The organism is Pseudidiomarina tainanensis, assembly GCF_004214835.1.
GTDB classification, from domain to species: domain Bacteria; phylum Pseudomonadota; class Gammaproteobacteria; order Enterobacterales; family Alteromonadaceae; genus Pseudidiomarina; species Pseudidiomarina tainanensis.
Genome location: NZ_PIQJ01000001.1, coordinates 1,189,788 through 1,214,877, shown reverse-complemented (window position 1 = coordinate 1,214,877; position 25,090 = coordinate 1,189,788). Strand labels below are relative to the sequence as shown.

Here is a 25,090-nt window from a genome sequence, read left to right as displayed (position 1 = left end):
AAATCCCTTATATTGCCTATTCACGTTGAAGTAAATGAGGTCATCATGGCGTTAATCGATTGTCCTGCGTGTCGCAAGCGCGTTTCTGACAAAGCTACGGAATGCCCACACTGCGAGTTTAAGCTGACAGGTTTATCTAATGAAGAGCGCGAGCGTGAACTGCAACGAATGCTTGCAACAAAACGCGAAAAAATTGTTGGTCAATCGATGTTGGCATTGCTGATCGCGATTGCCGCATTTACGTATTATTTTATCCAACAACCGCTGCCTGAAACATGGCCAGCTAAAGTGTCGTACGGTTTAATGGTTGCTGGGTTAGTATGGTTCGTGGTGAACCGAGTTCGGTTAGTTTTTGTGAAAAGGAGTCGCAATTAATGCAGTTTGACGACTTAGTCTCCTCCATTACGCCAGACATTTTTGAGCGCTTACTACAAGCCGTTGAGCTGGGAAAGTGGCCAGACGGTGTAAAGCTCTCAGATGAACAGCGTGAACACAGCATCCAGCTAGTTATGGCCTATCAAGCGCGTTATTGCCCTTCAGAAGAACCATTTCGCGTAGGCGCCGATGGCCAGTTAGTTACCCGTAGTAAGCGCGATATGAAAGCTGATTTAAAAGGCGAGAATACTATCGCAAGCTTCTCTCTCAATAACCCAAACGAGGCCTGAGCACACCTCTATGCACACCACCGATTATGAATTATTAATAGAACAAGCAAAGGCCATTACCCACGGCGAATCTGATCTTATTGCGAATCTAAGTAATCTATCTGCGTTAGTTTATGAAGCTCTCGAAGATGTCAATTGGGTCGGCTTTTACTTAACACGGGAACCTGAAACCTTGGTGTTAGGGCCGTTTCAAGGTAAAGTGGCGTGTTTAAGAATTCCGTTCGGGCGCGGTGTTTGCGGCACGGCCGCACATTCACGTGTGACACAATTGGTTGTCGACGTTCATGACTTTGAAGGGCATATTGCCTGTGACGCTGCGTCAAACTCAGAAGTTGTCGTACCGTTGATAGTTAATGATGAAGTTGTTGGAGTATTTGATCTGGATAGTCCAACGGTAGGGCGTTTCAATCAAGCTGATGCCGATGGTTTAAGTGCGTTAGGTCGCTTTATTGAGACACTCAATTGGCGTTAATTACTCACTGCGAACGTGCCAAGTAGATCGATATGTATAGTGAATTTGATATCTATGCTTATTTAGTCAGTTATAGTGACATGCGATTCTTTGAAGGGGATGAAGAGGCTGCGGCTGATCAACTCAATGAAATGTTGCATTACATTGTCGATTATAGTGAAGCTGATGACAGCATAGAACAATTAGAAGAAGTTGTACGCCGCGTCCTCTTCGAATGGATCGAAAATCCTGAATTACTAGGACTCGATAGCGAAGAAATGCAAGCGTATATAATGGAGCAACTAGCTGACGTACGTCAGCAGGATTTTGATGAAGATGACGACTGACGTTAAAAAGATTACGAATACCAAAGAAGTAATTGCCTATCTTGCCGAGAAATTTCCACAATGTTTTTCACTTGAAGGCGATGCGCAACCATTAAAAATTGGTATCTTTGAGGATATCGCAACGCGCTTAGAGAACGATGAATCCGTAAGTAAAACGCGGTTGCGTACTGCTTTACGTCACTACACTAATAGTTGGCGGTATCTGCGTAGCGTTAAAGTTGGTGCGAAACGGGTTGATCTTGATGGTGCCGAGGCCGGTATTATTGAAGAAGAGCATCAACAGCATGCTGAGCAAACGTTAGCCGAATCAAAAGCTGTTGCCGCTGAGCGAGCTGCTAAGAAACGTAAAGAGCAGGCGCCGAAAGCACCCAAAACTGCAGGGGCAAAACAAGAAGCTCGCAAAGCGCGAGCGAAACGTCCTGCCAAAAAGGCTTCACCAGCCACTAAACCAAAACCTGCAGCTAAACTGGACCTCCAGTCGGTGACTGGTTCGGAACTGCAAGTTGGTCAACAAGTTCAGGTTAAAGCTGGACAATCACCTGTGGCAGGACAAGTTACCGAAATCGACCGCGATGACATTTATGTGCAACTTCAAAACGGCTTGACGGTCAAAGTGAATGTAAACGCTGTATTTGTCACGAAATAGGAGTAGGGAAATATGACCAAGCGTGTGAAGTTTAAGAGTGCTTTAATCGTTTCTCTGGCAGCGGTTATGTCAACCGCAGCAGTGGCGATACCGCCGACGCATTCTCCTGATGAGTTACCGCAATTGAAACCACAAGAGCAACACCCGGTTGCCAGTGGTCGTGTGGCTCGTTTTTTCACACGCGATCATTTTAAGCAAATGGAACTTGATAATGAGCTGTCCGAACAAATTTTAGCGCGTTATCTTGAAATGCTCGATTACAGCAAGATGTTTATGCTGGCGGCAGACGTAGAACAAGCTCAGGAATACAAGCATCTCTTCGACGATATGATTCTGACTGGTAAATTGAATGCCGCCTATTCACTTTACAGTAAATCACTCGATCGGCGCTTTGAGCGCTATACCTATGCGTTATCTTTACTTGATGAAGATCAGCCTTTTGATTTCACCGTTGCCAATGATAAATATCACTTTCAACGCGAGGATGCCGAATGGGCAACTACCACATCGGAACTCGATGAGCTTTGGCGTCAGCGCGTTAAATACGATGCTTTAAACCTCACTCTGGCAGGTAAAGAGTGGCCAGAAGTGGTGGAAACGCTCGGTAAACGCTATAACAATGCGTTAAAACGCTTAACGCAAACCAATAGTGAAGACGTTTTTCAAACCGTGATGAATGCTTTTGCACGAAGTGTTGAAGCGCACACCAGCTATTTATCGCCAAGTAACGCCGAACGCTTTGAGCAAAATATGAATTTGTCGCTTGAAGGTATCGGTGCTGTGTTGCAAGCCGAGTATGATTACACGGTAATCCGCAGCCTCGTACCAGGCGGCCCAGCCGATAAAAGCGGTGAATTAGCGGTTGACGACAAGATTGTTGGTGTTGCCCAAGGCGATGAAAAAAAGCCCGAGTTTATAGACGTTATCGGCTGGCGACTTGATGAAGTTGTTGAGCTAATTAAAGGTCCGAAGGGGTCAACCGTCATTCTGCAAGTCATCAAAGCCAACCAGAGTGCAGGTAGCACACCAACTGAGATCGCGATTGTCCGCGACAAGGTTAAACTCGAAGATCGTGCCGCGAAACTTGAAATTGAATCGCCTGAAGAAGGCAAGTATGCCGGTCGTAAAATGGGCGTCATCGAAATTCCTGGTTTCTACAACGGGTTAACTGAAAACGTTGAAAAACTGATTGCCGATGCACAGCAACAAGACGTTGAGGGTATCGTCATTGATTTGCGTGGTAACGGTGGTGGTTCATTAGCCGAAGCGATTTCATTAACGGGTTTGTTTATTGATAAGGGCCCAGTGGTACAGATTTTAGATGGTCGTAAGCGACGAGATATCAATGGCGACCGTGATGGCAAAACCTATTATGATGGTCCATTGATGGTGATGGTAGATCGGTACAGTGCGTCAGCGTCAGAAATTTTTGCGGCGGCGCTACAAGATTATCAACGGGCGATTATTGTAGGTGAAAATACCTACGGTAAAGGTACCGTTCAGCATCATCGTGCATTACAAATGTATCCATTTGATAATTACGACGAACCGTTAGGCAGTGTGCAGTTCACGATTGCCAAATTCTATCGCATTAATGGCGGTAGTACGCAAATGCGTGGCGTGGTACCTGATTTAACCTTGCCGTCAATTATTGATGCCGAAGAGTTTGGTGAAAGCAGCCAAGAGAATGCGTTGCCGTGGGATCAATTACCTGCAGCGAAATATGAACCGCTAAACGTTTTACCAACCACCAAGTTTCAACAATGGCAGAGCAAGCTTGACTCTCAGGTGGCAAGCAATCCTGAATTCAAGTTTATTTTTCAAGATATTGAAGAATACCAAGCCGAGAAAGATAAAACGTGGGTGAGCTTAGTTTTGGATGAACGTAAAGCAGAACAAGCGCGTGATGAAAAGAAAAAACTACAGCGTGCCAATGCTCGCTTGGAACGTTTAGGCAAAGAACCTGTTGAAAAAGTTGAGGATATTCCGACTGATTTAGAAATCGATGACCCTTACCTTGAAGAAACAGTTAGTTTAAGTTTTGCCCTGATTGATGCACATAAATTGGCGATGAACTAATTTATTGCGAATAGTAAGTTACAAAAAGCCGCGTATCGCGGCTTTTTTATAAAAATAACAACGATAATAAAATACGGACAACAACACCCATGCATGAGTCACCTTCAATCGCCAATCGCTGGTCGAGCCGATTACTATTTATTCTTGCCTCTACTGCAGCAGCCGTTGGGCTTGGGAATATTTGGAAATTCCCCTATATCACTGGTGAAAACGGGGGTGGGGCATTTGTGCTCGTTTACCTTTTGTGTATAGCGGGTATTGGATTACCGGTCATGATTGCAGAAATCGTTATCGGTCGACGCGGTCGGCATAGTCCAGGTTATGCGGCACTTAAAGTCGCTCAGGAGTCTGGACGCAGCAAATTCTGGCAGATAACCGGTTGGCTGGGCATGGCAACTGGCTTCTTAGTTCTGAGTTTTTATGCAGTTATTGCCGGTTGGGCACTTGCCTACGTGGTTGAAGCCGCGAGTGGCTCTTTTACCGGTGCCAGTGTTGCACAAATTAGCGATATTTTCGGTAGTTTAGTCAGTTCATCAGCTCGTCTTACTGTCTGGCATGCGGCCATTATCGTAGGTGTTGTTTTGGTCGTCGGTAATGGCATCAAGGATGGCTTAGAGCGGGCAGTATCGTGGATGTTGCCGGCGATGGTTATTCTGTTGATCGGTCTCGCAGGCTATGCGGCCTATATCGGTGATTTCGGCGCAGCCATCGAATTTATGTTCGCTCCAGACTTTTCAGAGTTATCAATAAACGGCGTTATGTTAGCGCTTGGTCATGCCTTCTTCTCGCTCGGATTAGCCTCTGGCGTCGTCATTATGTACGGCGCGTACTTATCAAAATCGACTTCAATTATCCAAACCTCGCTTTGGGTTGCTTTAGCAGATACATTTGTCGCGCTACTAGCAGGCTTGGCTATTTTCCCTATTGTTTTTGGCAGTCAATTAACCCCAGAAGCAGGCCCAGGCCTTATTTTTCAAACGCTGCCTGTTGCCTTCAGCCAAATGCCTGGCGGTGCCGCTCTAGGAACCGTCTTTTTCATTATGCTCGTTATTGCCGCTTTTACTTCGGCAATTGCCATGATTGAATCAGCCGTCGCTTTTTTAGAAGAGCGATTTAATCTAGGTCGCTGGACCGCAACAATGGCTGCTGGTTTTACTTTATGGTTACTGGGGCAGGTGACCATCTACAGCTTTAGCGGCGCGGATTGGACGCAAATTAGCTGGCAGGTGGGTGACAAGGAATTAAAAAGCTGGTTTGACGTAATAGATTACACGACATCCAACGTGTTATTACCACTTGGCGGTCTATTACTTGCTGTTTTTGCAGGCTGGGTGATGAAGAGTACATACAGCCAAGACGAATTGGGTACGCAACCATTGGTATTTAAAATTTGGCACTTCATCGTGCGCTATTTGGCGCCGATAGCAATTATTCTGATTTTTCTACAACTGATCGGTATTATTCGATTTTAATTTTTGGCTTTAGAGACTATTTATGCAAAATACAACAAAGGTGGAGCTGCGTACTCCAACCATTCTGCAAGCAGCATTACCGCTGTTAGCATTGATTTTAATGTTAGCACTGTCGGTATACTTCTACGGTGAAGATTCATCCTACGGACCAAATCAGATAGCCCTATGGGTTGCTGCCGGCGTTGCATTAGCAATCGGTTTCTATAACAAAGTATCATGGGAACAAATTGAAGATGGTATCAAAGAGGGTATTTCAGTTGCCCTAGGTGCCTTGTTAATTATATTAGCCGTAGGTTCACTCATCGGGACGTGGTTGTTAGCCGGTACTGTGCCGAGCATGATCTATTTTGGTCTCGAGTTACTTAACCCGAGCTGGTTTTATGCTGCGACGGCGCTGATTTGTGCCATTATCTCACTCGCTATTGGTAGCTCATGGACCACCGCCGCAACTATCGGTGTGGCGTTAATGGGCGTTGCGGCGGGTATGGATTTATCACCAGCAATTACCGCTGGTGCTGTGGTCTCAGGCGCATACTTTGGTGACAAAATGTCACCTTTAAGTGATACCACCAACTTAGCACCAGCCGTAGCTGGTACTGAGTTGTTCGCACACATTCGTTATATGGCGTACACCGCCGGCCCTGCATTTATTATTACGCTAATTATTTTCGTGTTCTTAGGTTTTAATGCCGACAATTCAGTCAGCTTACTCGAGCTTGAGCGGATGCAGTTAGAGCTGCGTAACACCTTTAATATCGGGTGGGTGATGCTAGTTCCGTTGCTCGTTCTTTTGTATTTAGCAGCAACGCGAAAACCAGCGCTTCCAACAGTATTCTTCGGAGCCTTGCTCGGTGGCGTGTGGGCGCTCATATTTCAGCCAGAAATGGTAAGTAAACTGGCAGGTGGTGATACTTCAGTTGTTGCAACGGTCAAAGTGGTTTGGACCGCACTTAGCGATGGCGTGACCATTGAGACTGGCTCTGCTGATTTGGATGATTTATTAAGCGGTGGTGGTATGTCGAGCATGCTCAATACCGTTTGGTTGATTCTAAGTGCCATGACGTTTGGCGCGATCATGGAGAAGCTTGGTCTCTTACAACGCTTAATTTCCGGCATGCTCGGCTATGTAAAATCCCTTGGCAGCCTCATTGCAGCTACGTTGTTCACTTGTTTTGGTGCCAACGTGCTAACCGCTGACCAATATATGGCTATTGTTTTGCCAGGGCGTATGTATCGTGAAGAGTTCGAACGTCGCGGTCTTGATCCGCGTTTGCTGTCACGTACGCTTGAAGATAGCGCAACACTTACATCGGCATTAATACCATGGAATACCTGTGGTGCATTTATGATGGGTGCGCTTGGCGTAAGCCCATGGATTTATGCGCCGTTTGCATTCTTTAATTGGATAACCCCATTAATCGCATTATTTTATGCCTACACAGGTATTCGTATATTGCGTTTACCAGCGCCCAAAAGCGCCACTTAAATTAGTCAGAATATAGGTCGTTATGACAATAACAGCAGCAAAATTCCGGAGCGATTACCGCGCTCCGGAATTTCTAATTCAGAGTATTGATTTAACCTTTGAACTTGATGAACAGTGCACACGGGTAACGAGTCGTATGCGTGTTGTACCGCAACAACAAAGCGCCATGCTTCGTTTGCATGGTGAGCACCTGTCATTGCAAACGGTTATTATTAATGGCGACGCGTTAAGTTCAGATGAGTATGTTGTTAGCGATAAGTATCTTGAGATTCGTCAAGTGCCAGACTCGCCATTTGAACTAGTGATTACCAATACGATAAATCCAGCTGCTAACACAGCCTTAGAAGGGTTGTATAAATCAGGTGGTGCATTCTGTACGCAATGCGAAGCGGAAGGTTTTCGACGTATTACCTATTACCTCGATCGTCCGGACGTACTAGCTGAGTTCACCACAACAATCATTGCGAACAAGCAAGACTATCCTTATTTACTGAGTAACGGCAATAATGTCGAACAAGGTAATAATAACGACGGCACGCATTGGGTGAAATGGCATGATCCACACCCAAAACCGGCATATTTGTTTGCGCTCGTTGCCGGTGATTTCGATGTATTAAAAGATACGTTTAGAACACGCACCGGTCGCGACGTTAGTCTTGAATTGTTTGTTGATAAAGGGAATCTCAAACAAGCCGATTACGCCATGCTCTCGCTCAAAAATGCGATGCGTTGGGACGAACAACGATTTAATCTCGAATACGACCTCGATATTTATATGATTGTCGCGGTGGATTTTTTCAACATGGGTGCCATGGAGAATAAAGGGCTGAATGTGTTCAATTCGCGCTATGTATTGGCCGATGCTAAAACCGCGACAGACCAAGACTTTTTAAACGTTGAGTCGGTGATAGGACACGAGTATTTCCATAACTGGACGGGGAACCGAATTACTTGCCGTGATTGGTTCCAGTTAAGTTTAAAAGAGGGCTTAACCGTCTTTCGAGATCAAGAATTTAGTTCTGATTTAGGTTCACGCTCAGTGAATCGTATTGACGCTATTCGCATTATGCGAACGCATCAATTCAACGAAGATGCGAGCCCGATGGCGCATCCAATTCGACCTGACAAAGTGGTTGAGATGAATAACTTTTATACGGTGACGGTATATAACAAAGGCGCCGAAGTTATTCGAATGTTACACACTTTGCTTGGGGAGGGTGGTTTCCAAAAGGGCATGCGGCTATATGTTGAACGTCACGACGGACAAGCGGTAACGTGTGATGATTTCGTGGCCGCCATGGCAGATGCGAATCAGGCCGACTTACAAACGTTTAAGCGGTGGTATAGTCAAGCCGGCACGCCGACTGTTCGCGTTGAGCAAGTATATGATGAGCACGCTCAAACATTAACGTTAAACTTCAGTCAGACAACGCCACCAACGCCAGGCCAAGCAACTAAACTACCAGTTCATATCCCAGTACTTTTAAGCGCCTACTCAAAAGAGGGAGAAAAACTCACGCTGGTAAGCAACCAGCTACGAGAGCATGAATCTGGTAGCACATTGTTTGAATTCACCGAAGCGCAAGCAACCGTTGTTATTCCGAATCTGCCTGAGCGCCCAGTGGTGGCCTTATTAGAAAACTTCAGCGCTCCAATTAAATTAGATGCCGTACAATCTTTTACAGATAATCTGGTTTTATTAAGCCACGCGGATCAGGAAGTTTCTCGTTGGGAGGCTGCACAGCATATTTATGTAAAATTAATTTGCGACGCAGTGGCGCAACAATCACCATTGGTATTGCCGGAGTCAGTGGCTGAAGCGTTTACAAAATTTGCGCAAGCGAATGTAGATCCTGCGTTGAAATCGTTCGTGTTTACACCACCGACCGTTGAAGAAATAGCAGAGTATTATTCGACAGAAATTCCGTTGGATGCAATTTTTACTGCTGTTCAAGAATTACGCCAACAGTTAGCTGCAAAGCTATTTGATGTTTTTAAAGGCGTTTGGGATGCTAGAAACATCGCAGAATATCAATTAACTGGCGCTGAAATTGGGCAGCGTAGCTGGTTGCACACGTCACTGTACTATATCGCTTTGCATGCGCCTGCACAGTATAGTGCCGTGGTCGCCGAGTATTATCATCAGGCAGATAATATGACCGCACAACAAAGTGCATTGCAGATAGCCGTTCACTTACAGCTGTCCTGCCAACAACAATTGCTTGATGCTTTTGAAAAGCAATGGCAGGACACCCCGTTAGTTTTAGATAAATGGTTTGCCATTCAGTCCAGTGCACCACAACCAGAAGTGGTTGAACGTGTTGCGGAGCTACAACAACATGCGAAGTTCGATCGTAACAACCCGAACCGCCAATACGCATTAATGGCCAGTTTTGGTCGTAATATGACGCAGTTCCATCGTCAAGACGGAGCAGGGTATAGAATGACAAGTGCCATGATTCGTTATTTGAACGATAAGAATCCGCAAGTTGCAGCGCGTCTCGTGACACCGTTAACACAATGGCGCCGATTTGATTCGCATCGACAACAGTTGTTAAAAGCAGAACTAGAGCAACTACAAAAAATACCCAATTTAGCGACCGATTTAGACGAAAAAATCAGTCAAAGTTTAGCGACAAATTAGACTAATAATTGGCGCTTTTGTAATAAACATGCAAAGCATCTTCATAATCATGTTCAGACCCCGAATTTCGTGGTCTGAACACTGATTTTTTCATGACAATAAGCATTGAATAACCAACCTAAATGTCCGACAATGATAGTAATTATTTCGTTGGGTAATAGTTACGCTTGGTAACTATTGCAGCTTCGTTATATCTATCACGTAAAAAGGACACCATCATGAATGCGTTTGGCGAAGGCCAGATCCCCGTTGTATTGCAGAAGGTGGCTGATCTGATTCAGCAGCGCGCCACCAATCGAGCCGATTTGATCACCGATTTTGCGATGAGGTTATTCCGCAATATCTCACCGGATGATCTGTCGCTGCGCAATGACAGCGATATGTATGGTGCGGTGATGGGGTTGTGGCATAGCTTCAACGATTACATTCCTGGTGAAAAAGCACTCATCAAAATTTATAACCCAGAAGTGGCACGTCACGGCTGGGAGTCAGCGCATACCATCATTGAAATTATTCAATCGGATAGTCCATTTATGGTGGACTCAATTCGTATGGCGTTGTCACGCCTAGGCATCACTTCGCATTTATTGTTGCATTTACCAATTAGCCACAAGCGTGATGCTGATAACAATATTGTTGAGTTATTAAAAGCCGGCACGCGTAATGACGACAATGAAGTCGATACGGTATTTTTGATTGAGGTTGATCGCCAAACCAGTAAAGAAGCAATTACCACGCTTAAAAAAGAATTAGCGTCGGTCATGGATGAAATTAATTTATCCGTTTCAGACTGGTTACCAATGCGTGAGCGCTTGAGTGAAATAGCGCAAAGTCTCAGTGACATTAAATACCCTGGCGACCAACAGCAATTAAAAGAAGCGCAGCGTTTTTTAAGTTGGTTAGCGCAAGATAATTTCACCTTAATGGGTTATCGTCGTTACGATTTGAAGCCAGTTGAAGGCGATTACGTTATTCGCCAAAACGTTGAATCTAGTCTTGGCTTAATGCGCAAGAGTGCAACCAACAAAGACCGTTTGGTTTCTTCATTGCCAGAAGTTGCGAGAGATATGACGTTTGATGAGAATATTCTATTACTCACCAAAACCAACACCAAATCACGTGTACACCGTCCTGCTTATTGCGACTACATTGGTGTGAAACGCTTTGATAAGAACGGTAAAGTTATTGGCGAAGATCGTTTCATTGGGCTGTATTCAAGCAGCTTCTACAACAATAGTGCCCGCGATGTTCCATTAGTTGGCGATAAAATCCGTCGCGTCATGGAAGATTCAGGCTTCGCTCCAAACTCGCATGCAGCGAAAGCACTGCTAAATATTCTTGAAACTTACCCGCGTGACGAAATTGTTCAAGCTTCTGAAGATGATTTGCTCGAAGTAGGGCTGGGCGTTTTGCAGATGCAAGAGCGCGATATGACGCGCGTATTCGTGCGTCGCGATATTTTTGGTCGCTTCGCTTCGTGCATGGTCTACGTTCCGAAAGAGCGCTACAACACTTTGTTACGACAAAAGACGCAGCAAATTCTTGCACGCACGTTAGCAAGCAACAGTGAAGTCGATTTTACCACCTATTTCTCAGAATCATCGCTGGCTAGAACGCATTATACCGTTCGCCTTGGCGCACACGTACAGGACATTGACGTGAAAGAACTTGAACAGAATCTAATTGAAGCGGCACGTACTTGGGAAGACAATTTCGAGCGTATTTTAAGTAGTACTTTCGGTGAAGCAAAAGCGAATGCATTAAATAAAAAGTATGCCAACGCGTTCCCACGCGCCTATAAAGAAGAAGTTTTGCCTTCTGTCGCAATTGCCGATATTGCGCAGGTAGAAGCACTCGATGACGATCACAAATTGGGAATGTTGTTCTATCGTTCGCGTGAAGAGAACGAAACAAGCAAAAAGATTCGTCTGAAATTATTCCATAAAGACGAGCCAATTCACTTGTCTGACGTACTGCCAATGCTCGAGAATTTCGGGTTACGCATTATCGGTGAAAGCCCATACCAAATTAAAACCTCGGATGGTGGCGTTTTCTGGATCCTTGATTTCCAAATGCTACACAGCAATGCCAAGCTTGATTTGGAAGCCAGCCGTGACGTGTTCCAGAATGCATTTGCTCAGGTTTGGGATGGTCACTACGAGGACGATGGTTTCAACCGGTTGGTATTAAGTGCTGGTTTAACAGGTCGCCAAGTTGTTATTTTGCGTATGTTCGCCAAGTACATGCGCCAAATTGGCACCACATTCAGTCAATCATACATTGAAAGCACGTTCAGCAAATACCCATTGATTGCAAAATTAATTGTTAAACTGTTTTACTCAAAATTCGATCCGAAAGAAAAGAGCCGAGACAAGAAAATTGAAGCGTTGGAAGCTCGTATTAGTTCTGAGCTAGAAAACGTCGCTAACCTCGATGACGACCGTATCATTCGTCGTTATGTTGAATTGATTTTGGCGGCACTTCGCACCAACTTCTTCCAAGCCGATGCACAGGGTAACGAGAAACCATACATTTCTGTGAAATTTATGCCAGAAATGATTCCAGAAATGCCTTTGCCATTGCCGAAGTATGAAATTTTTGTCTATTCACCACGCGTTGAAGGTGTTCATTTGCGCGGTGGTAAAGTTGCTCGTGGTGGTTTGCGTTGGTCAGACCGTCGTGAAGATTTCCGTACTGAGGTGCTTGGGCTAGTTAAAGCGCAACAAGTTAAGAATACGGTGATTGTACCAGTAGGCGCGAAAGGTGGTTTCTTCTGTAAACACTTGCCAGAAGAGCGTGATGCGTTTTTTGAAGAAGGTAAAGCATGTTATCGCACCTTTATCCGCGCTTTACTTGATATCACCGATAACATTGTCAACGGCGAAGTTGTGCCACCAACCGACGTTGTTCGTCACGATGAAGATGACACCTATTTAGTTGTTGCAGCCGATAAAGGTACCGCAACGTTCTCAGATATCGCGAACGGTATTTCGGCTGAGTATAATTTCTGGTTGGGCGATGCTTTTGCCTCTGGTGGTTCAGTTGGCTATGACCATAAGAAAATGGGGATTACCGCACGCGGTGCATGGGAGTCAGTTAAGCGTCATTTCCGTGAAATCGGAATTGATTGCCAAACAACTGATTTTACAGCGGTAGGTATTGGCGACATGGCAGGTGACGTATTTGGCAATGGCATGCTGCTATCAAAGCATACGCGCTTAGTTGGTGCGTTTAACCACATGCACATTTTCGTGGACCCGAACCCAAATGCGGAAAAAACTTATGCTGAACGTCAGCGTATGTTCCAATTGCCACGTTCATCGTGGGAAGATTTCGACAAGTCATTAATTTCAGAAGGCGGTGGTATCTTCTCGCGCAGCGCAAAAGCGATTGAGCTGTCACCTGAGATGAAGAAGCTGTTTAATACGCAGAAGAAATCATTCACGCCAAATGAATTAATCAAAGCATTATTAACGCTGAACGTTGATTTGTTATGGAACGGCGGTATCGGTACTTACGTTAAATCAGCCAAAGAAAGTGACAGTGACGTTGGTGACCGCGCTAATGATGCTTTACGTGTGAATGGTAAAGAACTGCGCGCGAAGATCGTGGGCGAGGGCGGTAACCTAGGATTCACCCAGTTAGGCCGTATTGAATATGCACGTACCGGTGGACGTATCAATACTGACGCAATTGACAACGTTGGTGGTGTCGACTGTTCAGATAACGAAGTTAACATTAAGATTTTGCTGAACGGTTTAGTTGCGAATGGTGATTTAACTCGTAAGCAGCGCGATCAGTTACTTTACGATATGACCGACGAAGTATCGCAAATTGTAATCAAAGATTGTTTCCGTCAGTCCCAATCAATTTCAGTGACCGCGATTCGTGGCTCTGATCAGGTGAAAGAATTACAGCGCTTTATTCATCATTTAGAACGTGAAGGGCAGTTAAATCGTGCCTTAGAATTCTTGCCAGATGACGATGAGCTAGCTGAACGTCAGGCGCAAGGCAAGGGCTTTACCCGTCCTGAGTTGGCTGTTATTACAGCCTACGGCAAAATGGTTCTAAAAGAGCAGTTGCTTGATGATGCGATTATGTCGGATCCATTCCACGCGCGCTCATTGATTAATGCGTTCCCTAAACCGTTACAAGAGAAGTATGCAGATGCAATGGAAAATCACCCATTGCGTGCGCAGATTATCGCAACGCGCTTAGCGAATAACATCGTTAACGACATGGGGCCTAACTTTGTTTACCGCAAAGTAGATGCGACCGGCTCAACTGAAGCTGAAGTTGCCTCAGCCTACGTGGTTGCGCGTGAATGTTTCGATTTGCGCGGTTTGATGGAACAAATTGAAGCTGGTAATAACAAGATCCCTGCTGACGTACAGAATAACATGTTATTCCAGTTACGCCGTGTCGTGCGTCGCGCGACGCGTTGGTTCCTGCGTCATCGCAACCCGAATTTGACAACGATTCAAGAGCATTTGGATTTCTACAAGGCAAGTTTTGACGACTTGCGTAAGAATGTGCTGAATTATTTGGTCGATGATGAACGTGCGCAAATCGAAAAACAAATCGATAAGCTGCAAGCGCAGGGCGTACCAGCAAAATTGGCGCATAATATTGGCACCTTAAGCACTTTGTTCTCGGCGTTGGATATTGCTGACATTACCAATGAAACTGGACGCAAAGTGGGCACCGTTGCACAAGCGTACTTCAATCTGGGTTCTCGCGTGTCGTTACACTGGTTCCTTGATCAAATTAATAGTCAACCGGTGGATAACCATTGGCAAGCACTTGCTCGAGCGGCCTTCCGCGAAGAGCTTGATTGGCAGCAACGCTCATTGACCATGAGTATGTTAAAAGCTGCAGATGCCAAGAGCGATGCTGTTGAAATAGTTGAATCATGGCTGTCTGACAACAAAGTGTACGTCGACCGTTGGTTAGTTATGTTGTCAGATTTCCGCACAACAAAAACGCATGAGTTCGCCAAGTTCTCGGTCGCGTTACGTGAGTTAATGTTATTAAACCATAACTGTACGGCGGTCAGCGCTTAATATGTATGGATTAATGCGCAAGTGGCTGTTCAGCAAAGATGCTGAACAGTCACATGACTTCACGCTAAATATGCTCAAACGGTTTGCGCACACGCCTGTATCATTGGCATGGCGCCAACGGTTGCAAAGCAAACCGGTTCGCGTAATAGGTATCGATTTCCCGAATCCGGTTGGATTAGCTGCCGGACTGGATAAAAATGCCGAGTGTATTGATGCGTTTGCACAAATGGGCTTTGGTTTTATAGAAGTAGGAACCGTGACACCGCGACCTCAGCCGGGGAATCCAAAGCCTCGTTTATTTCGCATTGTTGAAAAGGAAGCCATTATTAATCGAATGGGTTTCAACAATTTAGGTGTCGACCACCTAGTAGAGCAGGTGCAATTAGCACAGTACAAAGGCGTGTTAGGTATCAATATTGGTAAAAATAAGGATACCCCCGAAGCCGAAGCCGTTCAGGACTATTTGCATTGTATGCGCAAAGTATATTCACTGGCGAGTTATATCACCGTGAATATATCATCGCCGAACACGCCAGGATTACGTGAGTTTCAACATGGAAGTGCGTTACACGATCTACTTTCGGCGTTGAAAGAAGAACAGAATCAGCTAGCTCAACAGCATGATAAATATGTACCTATTGCAGTTAAAATTGCACCTGATTTAACTGATGAAGGCATTCGAGCAATTACAGACGCACTCATTACACACGAAATCGATGCAGTTATCGCGACCAATACGACCTTGAGTCGCGATGCCGTGGCTGGCTTGCCTTATGCTGATGAAGCGGGTGGCTTAAGTGGTCGAGTGCTATTTGATAGCAGCACGCATGTTGTAAAAATTATTGCCGAGCATGCGAACGGCAAACTGCCGATAATTGCTGTTGGCGGTATTGATAGTGCAGAGGCTGCGCAAGCGAAGTTACAAGCGGGTGCTAGTTTAGTACAAATCTATACTGGCTTTATCTATCATGGTCCGCAATTAGTTCGCAATATTGTGAATGCCTTGTAAAACGAATTAGATTTCGATATTTTAACGGTTATCTAACAACACATAGCTAATTACAACTATAAAGGTAATCGTGTGCACACAACTTCGCAATGGCGATGGATTTACGATCCAGAGCAACAACAATTGCAAATAGAGCTTGAACAAGGCGTATTTCATAATGCGCCTTACAAGCCTTCGAAGTTGGTTCCGTTGTATGCCATGAATGCTGCATTTTCCATGGAGGATGCGGCAACTTTTCAAAGCTTTTTTGATGCATTAGAAGCATCCAACTGCCTATCACCGACGGTCATTCTTGCTGCGGCACTAAATCACACCATTTATCAACGCTTCGGGCGGCCGCAAATGCCGCAAAGCTGGTATTTTCAAACAGCTGAACATCCCCTTGATAGCGCGTTAGAAATTGGCACATTAGTTCGGCTTAACTCGGGTTTGGCCGATGTTCTTTGTGCTATCAGTTCAATCGAAGGCGAGTTTGTCGAATGTCTTGTATTAGCCGACGAATTTCCGCTGTCAGACATTAAAGTATTACGTCAATACGATGTGATTAAAGTAATGCCCAATCGTCTTCAACCTGCATTGAGTCAATCTCAATCGACTACTGACACCCTACGACAAGCTTAATTTGCTATGTGGTATCGCAGTTTAATCGCCGGAATTTGCTGTATGACCAGTTATACCGTCAGTGCTGAATCAATCACTCTTCGCATAATGGCAACCAGTGATGTGCATGGTCACTTCACCGGATATAACTATTTCACTCGGGAACGTGAGTCGAAAGGACTCGTTCATACGGCTGCTTTAATCGACCAACAACGAGCATCCGCAGATATCAGTCTATTAATTGAAAACGGTGATTTAATTCAAGGCTCACCGTTTACAGACTATATGGTTGCTGCAGCGACTTCTGAAACACAGTTGCCATTAGCCGAGTTGCTGAATCGAATGCAATATGATGCCGTTAATCTGGGGAATCACGAGTTCAATTATGGCTTAGAATATTTGTCGCGTGCATACTCTGGTGTATCAGCGCCCATTTTAAGTGCCAATTTAACAGCTACCTCAGAATTCGCTAAGCAACATTTAAATCATCAACCATTTGTTGTGATTCCGAGAACGGTATCCACAAGTGTTGACGATACCGCACAAGCATTCACCGTTAATATAGGTTTAGTCGGTGTTTTACCACCGCAAATCATGCAGTGGGATGCCCATCATTTGCGCAATCATGTCAACGTCGAATCGATGGTCGCTGCCGCCCAGCGAGCAGTTGAAGGAGCGCGCCAAGCAGGTGCGGACGTCGTTATTCTGGTGGCACATACGGGAATGCCAAAGCAAACTTCAAACGGGCAAGATAGTGAACAGGGCGTTTGGGGGCTTGCTCAGTTAGACGGCATAGATGCGATTATATTCGGCCATCAACACGAAATATTTCCTGGCACGGATAGCTACGATTTACTCGCGCATGTTAATAGCGAAAAGGGAACGATCTTTGGGATTCCGGCCGTTCAACCTGGCTTACATGGCGAGTATTTGGGTGTTATCGATTTCGTGTTTCATTACGCCGCTGCCGAAAAGCGTTGGGTAGTGAAATCTAAATCGGCATCAGTAAAACCGGTGACAGCTGAACGCGATGGGGAACTCACTGCACAGTTAGAGCCTGCGCATCGAGCGACTTTAGCTTTCATGCAACAGGCCATCGGGCAAACTCAAGCGCCTTTGAGTCAAGAGTATGCGCGATTAGAGCCTACGTTAGCGATGCAGTTTATACACGATGCTCAACTTTGGTATATCGAGCGCTATGCACATACAAACGCCGAACTGGCGTGGACAAATTTACCACGATTAAGCGCGGTCGCGCCGTTTCATGCGGCTATTAATGAAGCGACAAGTGCTAATGGTGCCTACACTGCAATTGAAGCTGGGCCAGTAACCCTTGGCGACATTGGCGATTTGTACCGTTATCCCAATACATTGGATGTCGTTGTGGTTAGCGGAGCAAATCTAAAACAATGGTTAGAACAATCAGCAAAAGCGTTACAATCTGGCAATCAAGACGACCCTTGGAGCTGGCTTGACTCTGAGATTCCGTCTTATCAATTCGATACATTTAGCGGGATCAATTACCGTATCGATCCAACCCAGCCAATTGGTAAACGCGTGCAGACAATTCCTGCTTTGAATGACGAGCAACAGTACGCTGTAGTTACAAATAATTATCGCGCGAATGGCGGTGGCGATTTTGCTGGGTTAAATGGTAAGCAGATTGTTTATAGTAGCCCAGATCAAATTCAGCATATTTTGATTGAATATATGCGGTGGTTAGGCGAGGAGGGCTATGCCGCCACGCTAAATAAAAACTGGGAAATTGAAAAGCAAGAGCGTTATTAGATATTGGATATTGGATATTAGATATTGGAAAGTGATGTTTGGATTTAGCTAATATCTAATATCTAATAGCTAATATCTAATATCTTATTTTGAGTATTCGAAAGGATTGGTTGCGGGGGCAGGATTTGAACCTACGACCTTCGGGTTATGAGCCCGACGAGCTACCAGACTGCTCCACCCCGCGTCCGATGCTGCGCATGTTATAGCGTGATATAGGCAAACGCAAGTAATGATTGAATCGTTCGCCTAATAAATAAACGATTCCCGTTCAACCGCTTAATAAACCATCAATTCCGATAATACACACAATACATGGCAGTGTGAGTCCGTTATAATAAGGGCATGTTACACAACTTAGAAACATCCATGACCACAACGTCAACGTCACTTCGCTTATTTGCAACTTGCGCCAAAGGGCTTGAACCTCTTTTATTTGATGAATTAAACCAACTTGGTGTCAACGAAGTTCGGCAAACTGCCGGCGGTTGCTGGTTTCAGGGTGTTCTAACAGATGCATATCGTGTTTGTTTATGGACACGTTTAGCTAACCGCGTGTTATTGACCCTTGGCGAGGCGTTTATAAAACGTGCACAAGATATTCCTATTGCAGTTGCGCAAACGCCGTGGGAGCAAGTCTTTCGCTCAGATCAAACCTTCGTAATCGATTTCAGTGGACGTAGTCATGAAATTCGCCACACACAATTTGGTGCACAGCTGATTAAAGATGGCATTGTTGACCGTTTTCGTGAGCAAGAATTATCGCGGCCGAATGTATCCAAAGAATTGCCAGACATTCGAATTAACGCACATATTCAAAAAGATAAATTAACCTGGTATCTGGATCTTTCTGGTGAAAGCTTACACAAACGTGGTTATCGCCAGCAGCAGGGAACGGCACCGCTACGCGAAACACTTGCCGCAGCTGTGGCTATACGTAGCGGCATGACGCAAAACACGAATGTGGTACTTGACCCGTTTTGTGGTTCAGGCACCATTCTGCTTGAAGCGGCCATGATTCGCCTTGACCGTGCACCTGGTTTAACTCGCGCCGAGTGGGGGTTTCAACAGTGGGCGGGTCATGACGAATCAGTGTGGCAGCAGGTATTAAGCGCCGCGCAGCAACGCTTTGAAACAGCACTTGCGCAATCTAAAGCGCGTTTTATTGGCTATGACAGTGATGCCAAAATGCTTGCCATCGCTGAACAAAACGCAATGCGACTTGGCATTGAAGAATTATGTCATTGGCAAACGATGAATGCCGAACAAGTAACTGCACCGCTTGAATTAACTGCTGGCGACAGCACGCCACTACTTATTTGTAACCCGCCTTATGGTGAACGATTAGGCGAGGAGATAGAAACGCTTCTATTATATCGGCGTTTCGGTGCACAACTGCGTGAGCATTTCCAAGGTTGGCAGGTAGGTGTGTTAGCGGGAGATGATACGCTGTTAAAACGCATGAAGTTACGAAGTCAGCGTAAATATAAGCTGTTTAATGGTGCTATCGAGACCACTTTAGCGCTTTATGACTTAACTCAAGAGCAACCAGAGTTTACTACAACGCAATCCAGCGATTTGGCGAATAGACTCCGTAAAAACTGGCAAAAATTCGAAAAATGGGCGGCAAAAGAAGGGGTTAACGCATGGCGGCTATATGACGCTGATCTCCCTGAATATAACGCGGCCGTTGATGTTTATGATGATTGCTTGGTTATTCAAGAGTATGCAGCACCCAAAGATATTCCTGAGGCGGTCGCGAAGGATAGACTGTGGTATTTGATCGATACGCTTGCGCAAGAATTACCATTTGCGGCTGAAAATATGACATTGAAAGTCCGTCAGAAGCAATCGGGTAAGCAACAGTATCAAAAACAAGAGCCGCGCGGCTTGGTTCGTGTCGTTCATGAGTACGATGCGCAATTTGAAGTGAATTTAAGCGATTACCTCGATACTGGTCTATTTCTTGATCATCGCTGGGCTCGTCGTGAACTCGGTAAACTGAGCCATGACAAATCGGTACTTAATTTGTTCGCTTATACCTGCTCAGCTTCTGTGCATGCCGCTTTAGGCGGCGCAAAAGACGTCACCTCGGTTGATTTATCAAAGACTTATTTGGCATGGGGGCAGCGTAACTTTACCCTCAATAAACTATATGGTCGCCAATATCAGTTCGTACAAGCAGATTGTCTACAATGGCTACGCGAACAACGTCCGCAACAACGTTACGATGTAATTTTTCTTGATCCGCCAACATTTTCTAATTCAAAACGTATGGAAGATGTTCTCGATATTCAGCGTGATCACGTCATGCTGCTTAAATTAGCCGCACGTTTATTAAAAGATAACGGAGTTATTTTATTTTCGAATAATAAACGGCGTTTCAAGTTAGATGAAGAATTGCTATCGGAGGCTTATCTGGTCGCAGATGATTTAACCAAGCGCTCAATCTCTCCTGATTTCGCGCGTCACAAAGGCATCCATCATTTGTTCAAGGTACGCCAGAGTGACTGATTTTTATTTATTAACCAAACCGAATTGTCCGTTGTGTGATGAAGCTCTACGAATGCTACATCAAGCACAGCCAGAGCACCCGATTCGATTGCATATCGTAGATATTTCAGAGCAACAAGAGCTCCAACAGGAATATGCTTGGTTAATTCCGGTATTAATTCGCGCCCGCGATGACGCCGAAATGCGCTGGCCGTTTGCACAACCGCTCGAGGAATTTTTGAATTCATGAATTTAGTCCGTTTACATCAAGCACAACTGGCCTTTGGTAACGATCCAATTCTCGATCACGCCGATCTTGTCATCGAATCAGGCGAACGGGTCTGTATTGTTGGCCGTAATGGGGCGGGCAAATCAACTTTATTGAAAGTTATCGCCGGCGAGGTGTTACTTGACGACGGTGAAGTGCAGGTGGTCGGCGAGACCGTTGTAGCGCGCTTACCACAAGATCCACCGGCCAATTCATCGCAATCAGTTTACGACTATGTAGCTGAAGGACTGGCTGATGTTGGCGCTGTGCTACAGCAATACCATCATGCAGTGCTTGAGTTAAATGAAAATCCGACCAACGACGCGATATTACAGCGCATGGCGAGCTTACAAACGGCAATCGAGGCCGCGGATGGTTGGCAATTACAGTCGCGAATCGAGAGTATTTTAAGCCAACTGGAGTTACCGGAGGATGCGACCATGGATTCGCTCTCGGGTGGTTGGTTACGCCGTGTTGCTTTGGCTCGTGCGCTTGTCGTGAATCCAGATTTGCTATTGCTTGATGAGCCAACCAACCATTTAGATGTGGAAATGGTGACATGGCTTGAATCAATAGTGAAAGAATTTCGTGGTGCGGTGCTCTTTATTAGTCACGACCGAGCATTTATTCGTAACTTAGCAACGCGCATCATTGACCTTGATCGAGGTAATTTAACGAGCTTTCCAGGTAACTACGAAAAGTACTTAACAGCGAAACAAGAACAGTTAGAAATCGAAGCCAATCAAAATGCTGAATTTGATAAAAAATTAGCCCAGGAAGAAGCTTGGATTCGACAGGGTATTAAAGCGCGACGTACTCGTAACGAAGGCCGGGTTAGGGCACTCCAAGCGTTACGTAAAGAGCGTCAAGCTCGCCGTGCGCAGCAAGGTTCTGCCAAATTAGCAGTTCAAGAAGCTAATCGTTCAGGTAAGTTAGTATTTGAAGGTGAAAACCTACAACTTCAATTTGATAACAAAGTTATTCTTCGTGATTTTAATTTAACCCTACAGCGGGGCGACAAACTTGCACTAGTTGGTCCGAACGGCTGTGGTAAAAGTACATTAATTCGTGTGTTATTGGGTCAACAAGAGGTTGATTCAGGCAAGGTCAAGCATGGTACGAATTTAGAAGTTGCATACTTTGACCAACACCGCGCGCAATTGAATCCTGAACTTTCAGTTGCCGAAAATATCGGTGATGGTAAACAGGATGTGACCTACAACGGTAAAACTCGCCATATATTAAGTTATTTACAGGACTTTTTATTTTCTCCCAAGCAAGCGCGGACACCGGTCAAAGCATTGTCTGGTGGTGAGCGAAACCGAGCATTATTGGCGCGATTATTTCTGCAACCGAGTAACTTTTTAATTCTGGACGAACCAACCAACGATCTAGATATTGATACGCTTGAACTGTTGGAGCAAATTGTCGCCGATTATCAAGGAACAGTTATTCTGGTTAGTCACGACAGAGAGTTTGTTGATAACACCGCCACCAGCGTGCTGCTTTTTGAAGGCGAGGGCGTTATTACAGAGATTTTTGGCGGCTTCACTGAAATTAATCATTATCTCAATGAAAAGCAGGGAACTAAATTATCGGAAACTCGGTCAGACAAGCCAGAATCGAAGCCGCGGGCTTCTGCTGAGCCAAAGAAAAAGTTATCCTACAAGTTGCAACGTGAGTTGGATATGCTTCCCGAACACATTGCAGCGCTTGAACAAGAACAAGAACAATTAGAGCAACAAGCAAATAAGCCTGATTTTTATAATCAGCCGCATACGGTAACTGCGCCTGTGCTAGAACGCTTAGGTGAGTTAGAGAATGAGCTGATGGCAGCGCTAGAGCGCTGGGATGAATTAGAAAATTTACAACAAGAGAGCAGTTAAGCCGTCTATGAAACAGTTTAAAACCCAAATACTTGTCGCAACCATTGCCGCATCATTAAGTGGTATGGCTGCGGCTCAAAATTACACCGTTCAACGGATTACCACACCAGACACAGTGCAAAATGCCTATGGCGTTGCAATCAATGATCAAGGCTTAACAGCTCTACATATGCGTATGCCGTTGGCGGCAGAGCTTGATTTCAATTTAATTAGTGACTCGTTACTGGCTGAATCTGGAATTTCAACCGAATTCGACCCGACGACTGATGAACTGACATATCGCCAATACTTAGCGTTAGTGCAACGGTTAGACGATCGGTTTAATGGTGCGTTAACATCGCTGCGATTAGCGGTTAATTTTGCCGGTGATTACGATGGACAATCCGTATCCATGCCAGCATTGCTCAACACCGCTGGTGATGGTGCATCAAGCCAATTAAATTCGGCTGATCATCAATTTTTGGGTTTGAATCAAAATAATATTCGCGTTGGCATCGCTAGTGCGCCGTATACGCGCTTTGATCATACCTATCAACCAGAAGCACAAGAAGGGCAAGAAACGCCTGATCCGGTAACCATTAATTACGCAAGACGTGACTTCACCAGCCGTGCTTTATGGTACGACGGTACCAATCATCAATTGCTAGAACCAACTGAGCAAACACTTTTAGGTGGTGAGTCAGGGCTTTTCGATATTAATGAAAATAACGTTGCGGTTGGTTTTCAAAGTGTTGCATTAACGCCACAGGCACAAACACGTATTGCGTCGTGTTTAGAGCTTGAGAGTGACCCATCATCGGCGGCAACGCCTTATACCTGTGCATGGGGGGCTTGGCATACTTATCAAAATGGAACGGCAAGTAACTTAAGTTCATTTAATGGCGCACAGTTATCAACAAATAGCACGATTTATGACGTTCACGCCACAGTTTGGCAACTTGATGCGCAAGGCGGTGTTGTGAGTCAAACAACTTACGCCCCGTTAATGGAACGTCTTGAAGACGATGAGTTTGTATGGTCGACCTACGCGTACGCAGTAAATAACAACGGCATTGCTGTTGGCCAGAGTTGGACCTACTTTGGTGCGGAACCAGTAGTTGGTGGGCGGATTAAAATGCCGGCGATATTTGTCGACGGTGAGACACGCCCAGTAACTACGAATGAGGATTACCTGTGGGGTGCAGCGACCGATATTAACGATGACGATATTGCCATCGGTTATGTGTTGCAGAACATCCAAGGCACGCGTCGTGCGGTTCCGTTCACTTACTCAGTACAAGATGATACGTTTACAACGTTACCAACCTTATTTAACGGGTCAGCAACGTATCCAAATGCGATTAATAATCAGGGCATCATCGTTGGCAGTGCTGAAGTTGATACGCAGATTGATTCGACACGTCGCCGAGCTGGTTACTATTTTGACCTAAATAACCCTGAACAGGGGTTAATTAATCTTAATGAAGCTATTGGCTGTGATTCGGATTACTTTATTGTATCGGGTGATTCAATCAACGAACAAAACCAGATTTTGGTCACGGCGACAACCGAGCGCGAATATACCGATGAAAATGGTGATGTTCGCCGCGAGCAGGTTGCTGAAACACTGATTTTGAATCCTGAAAGTGGCGAGTTTACGGGTTGCACAACCGAAGAAGATAAGATTGTTCGTCAAGGTGCGGCAGTGAGTCCTTGGGGTATCTTTTCTATGTTATTGATTGGTGGTCTTATTACACTTAGACGCAAATTTACCGCCTAACTAAACAAGTTATTCTAAGTAATTTATCATTAATAAACGGCGTGTTTTCATTGACTTAAAAGGTCGCTCGAAAATACGTCGTTTTTTTCGTTTGAACTCCCGTACAGAATTGCTATCTATTAAATAGAGCGTCAAAAAATCTCGCGAACTTTCTAAGAAATATTGCTAACAGAAACATCGTCGACGCTCTCTTAAAAATAGTTAGATGAACAAAAACTGGACGAGGAAGTGAACTATGAAACGACAAAAACGCGATCGCCTAGAACGTGCGCATGCACAAGGTTTTAAAGCCGGAGTATCTGGTCGTTCAAAAGAACTATGTCCCTACCAGAATCAAGACGTACGGTCACAGTGGTTAGGCGGTTGGCGAGATGCCATGGAAGCGCGAGGTGGCGGTTTATTCCGCTAGAACCAGAATCTAAAAAATCCTAAATGAA

The 25,090-nt window shown here is 45.1% G+C and carries 18 protein-coding genes and 1 tRNA gene; 18 read left to right on the top strand and 1 reads right to left on the bottom strand.

What is annotated here, in order from left to right:
- Window positions 1–45: 45 nt before the first annotated feature.
- The 13 genes from CWI82_RS05950 (at window position 46) to CWI82_RS05890 (ending at window position 18,250) form a co-directional block, all read left to right on the top strand.
- Window positions 46–375, top strand: coding sequence for a hypothetical protein (locus tag CWI82_RS05950; RefSeq protein ID WP_092854966.1), 330 nt, complete (start codon window positions 46–48; stop codon window positions 373–375).
- Window positions 375–665 carry a YeaC family protein gene (locus CWI82_RS05945; RefSeq protein ID WP_092854968.1) on the top strand — a complete coding sequence of 97 codons (291 nt, stop codon included), beginning with the start codon at window positions 375–377 and terminating at the stop codon, window positions 663–665. The genes CWI82_RS05950 and CWI82_RS05945 overlap by 1 nt, the downstream gene beginning before the upstream one ends.
- 10 nt (window positions 666–675) lie before the next feature.
- Window positions 676–1,137, top strand: a complete 462-nt coding sequence (locus CWI82_RS05940) for a GAF domain-containing protein (RefSeq protein WP_092854970.1) — start codon at window positions 676–678, stop codon at window positions 1,135–1,137.
- 32 nt (window positions 1,138–1,169) lie between these two features.
- On the top strand, window positions 1,170–1,463 hold the full coding sequence (locus tag CWI82_RS05935; RefSeq protein WP_092854972.1) for a hypothetical protein: 294 nt from the start codon (window positions 1,170–1,172) through the stop codon (window positions 1,461–1,463).
- Window positions 1,453–2,109 (top strand): RNA chaperone ProQ, encoded by a 657-nt coding sequence (gene proQ, locus CWI82_RS05930; RefSeq protein WP_092854974.1) that lies wholly within the window; start codon window positions 1,453–1,455, stop codon window positions 2,107–2,109. Before CWI82_RS05935 ends, proQ begins: the two co-directional genes overlap by 11 nt.
- A gap of 12 nt (window positions 2,110–2,121) precedes the next feature.
- Window positions 2,122–4,188, top strand: a complete 2,067-nt coding sequence (gene prc / locus CWI82_RS05925) for a carboxy terminal-processing peptidase (RefSeq protein WP_092854976.1) — start codon at window positions 2,122–2,124, stop codon at window positions 4,186–4,188.
- A gap of 89 nt (window positions 4,189–4,277) precedes the next feature.
- Window positions 4,278–5,660, top strand: coding sequence for a sodium-dependent transporter (locus CWI82_RS05920; RefSeq protein WP_092854978.1), 1,383 nt, complete (start codon window positions 4,278–4,280; stop codon window positions 5,658–5,660).
- Between the two features lie 22 nt (window positions 5,661–5,682).
- The gene (nhaC, locus tag CWI82_RS05915) at window positions 5,683–7,146 is read left to right on the top strand and encodes a Na+/H+ antiporter NhaC (RefSeq protein ID WP_092854980.1); all 1,464 of its coding nucleotides are present in this window, start codon (window positions 5,683–5,685) and stop codon (window positions 7,144–7,146) included.
- A 22-nt stretch (window positions 7,147–7,168) separates the two neighbouring features.
- Window positions 7,169–9,790, top strand: coding sequence for an aminopeptidase N (gene pepN / locus CWI82_RS05910; RefSeq protein ID WP_130202923.1), 2,622 nt, complete (start codon window positions 7,169–7,171; stop codon window positions 9,788–9,790).
- A 218-nt stretch (window positions 9,791–10,008) separates the two neighbouring features.
- Window positions 10,009–14,853 carry an NAD-glutamate dehydrogenase gene (locus tag CWI82_RS05905; protein WP_130202922.1) on the top strand — a complete coding sequence of 1,615 codons (4,845 nt, stop codon included), beginning with the start codon at window positions 10,009–10,011 and terminating at the stop codon, window positions 14,851–14,853.
- Between the two features lie 13 nt (window positions 14,854–14,866).
- Window positions 14,867–15,862: a quinone-dependent dihydroorotate dehydrogenase gene (gene pyrD, locus CWI82_RS05900; RefSeq protein ID WP_233340196.1), complete on the top strand. Its 996-nt coding sequence runs from the start codon at window positions 14,867–14,869 to the stop codon at window positions 15,860–15,862.
- Between the two features lie 72 nt (window positions 15,863–15,934).
- Window positions 15,935–16,483 (top strand): cell division protein ZapC domain-containing protein, encoded by a 549-nt coding sequence (locus CWI82_RS05895; protein WP_165383884.1) that lies wholly within the window; start codon window positions 15,935–15,937, stop codon window positions 16,481–16,483.
- 42 nt (window positions 16,484–16,525) lie between these two features.
- The gene (locus tag CWI82_RS05890; RefSeq protein WP_165383883.1) at window positions 16,526–18,250 is read left to right on the top strand and encodes a 5'-nucleotidase C-terminal domain-containing protein; all 1,725 of its coding nucleotides are present in this window, start codon (window positions 16,526–16,528) and stop codon (window positions 18,248–18,250) included.
- Between the two features lie 107 nt (window positions 18,251–18,357).
- Here the strand turns inward: CWI82_RS05890 and CWI82_RS05885 are convergent.
- A tRNA-Met gene (locus CWI82_RS05885) sits at window positions 18,358–18,434 on the bottom strand.
- A 182-nt stretch (window positions 18,435–18,616) separates the two neighbouring features.
- On the opposite strand from CWI82_RS05885, the gene rlmKL reads away from it, so the two are divergent.
- The 5 genes from rlmKL (at window position 18,617) to rmf (ending at window position 25,062) form a co-directional block, all read left to right on the top strand.
- Window positions 18,617–20,761, top strand: a complete 2,145-nt coding sequence (rlmKL, locus tag CWI82_RS05880; RefSeq protein ID WP_130202919.1) for a bifunctional 23S rRNA (guanine(2069)-N(7))-methyltransferase RlmK/23S rRNA (guanine(2445)-N(2))-methyltransferase RlmL — start codon at window positions 18,617–18,619, stop codon at window positions 20,759–20,761.
- Window positions 20,754–20,990, top strand: coding sequence for a glutaredoxin family protein (locus tag CWI82_RS05875; protein ID WP_092854994.1), 237 nt, complete (start codon window positions 20,754–20,756; stop codon window positions 20,988–20,990). The genes rlmKL and CWI82_RS05875 overlap by 8 nt, the downstream gene beginning before the upstream one ends.
- On the top strand, window positions 20,987–22,894 hold the full coding sequence (gene uup, locus CWI82_RS05870) for an ATP-binding cassette ATPase Uup (protein ID WP_130202918.1): 1,908 nt from the start codon (window positions 20,987–20,989) through the stop codon (window positions 22,892–22,894). Before CWI82_RS05875 ends, uup begins: the two co-directional genes overlap by 4 nt.
- A gap of 7 nt (window positions 22,895–22,901) precedes the next feature.
- Window positions 22,902–24,653: a DUF3466 family protein gene (locus CWI82_RS05865; RefSeq protein ID WP_130202917.1), complete on the top strand. Its 1,752-nt coding sequence runs from the start codon at window positions 22,902–22,904 to the stop codon at window positions 24,651–24,653.
- A 235-nt stretch (window positions 24,654–24,888) separates the two neighbouring features.
- Window positions 24,889–25,062 (top strand): ribosome modulation factor, encoded by a 174-nt coding sequence (gene rmf / locus CWI82_RS05860; RefSeq protein WP_092855000.1) that lies wholly within the window; start codon window positions 24,889–24,891, stop codon window positions 25,060–25,062.
- Window positions 25,063–25,090: the final 28 nt, after the last annotated feature.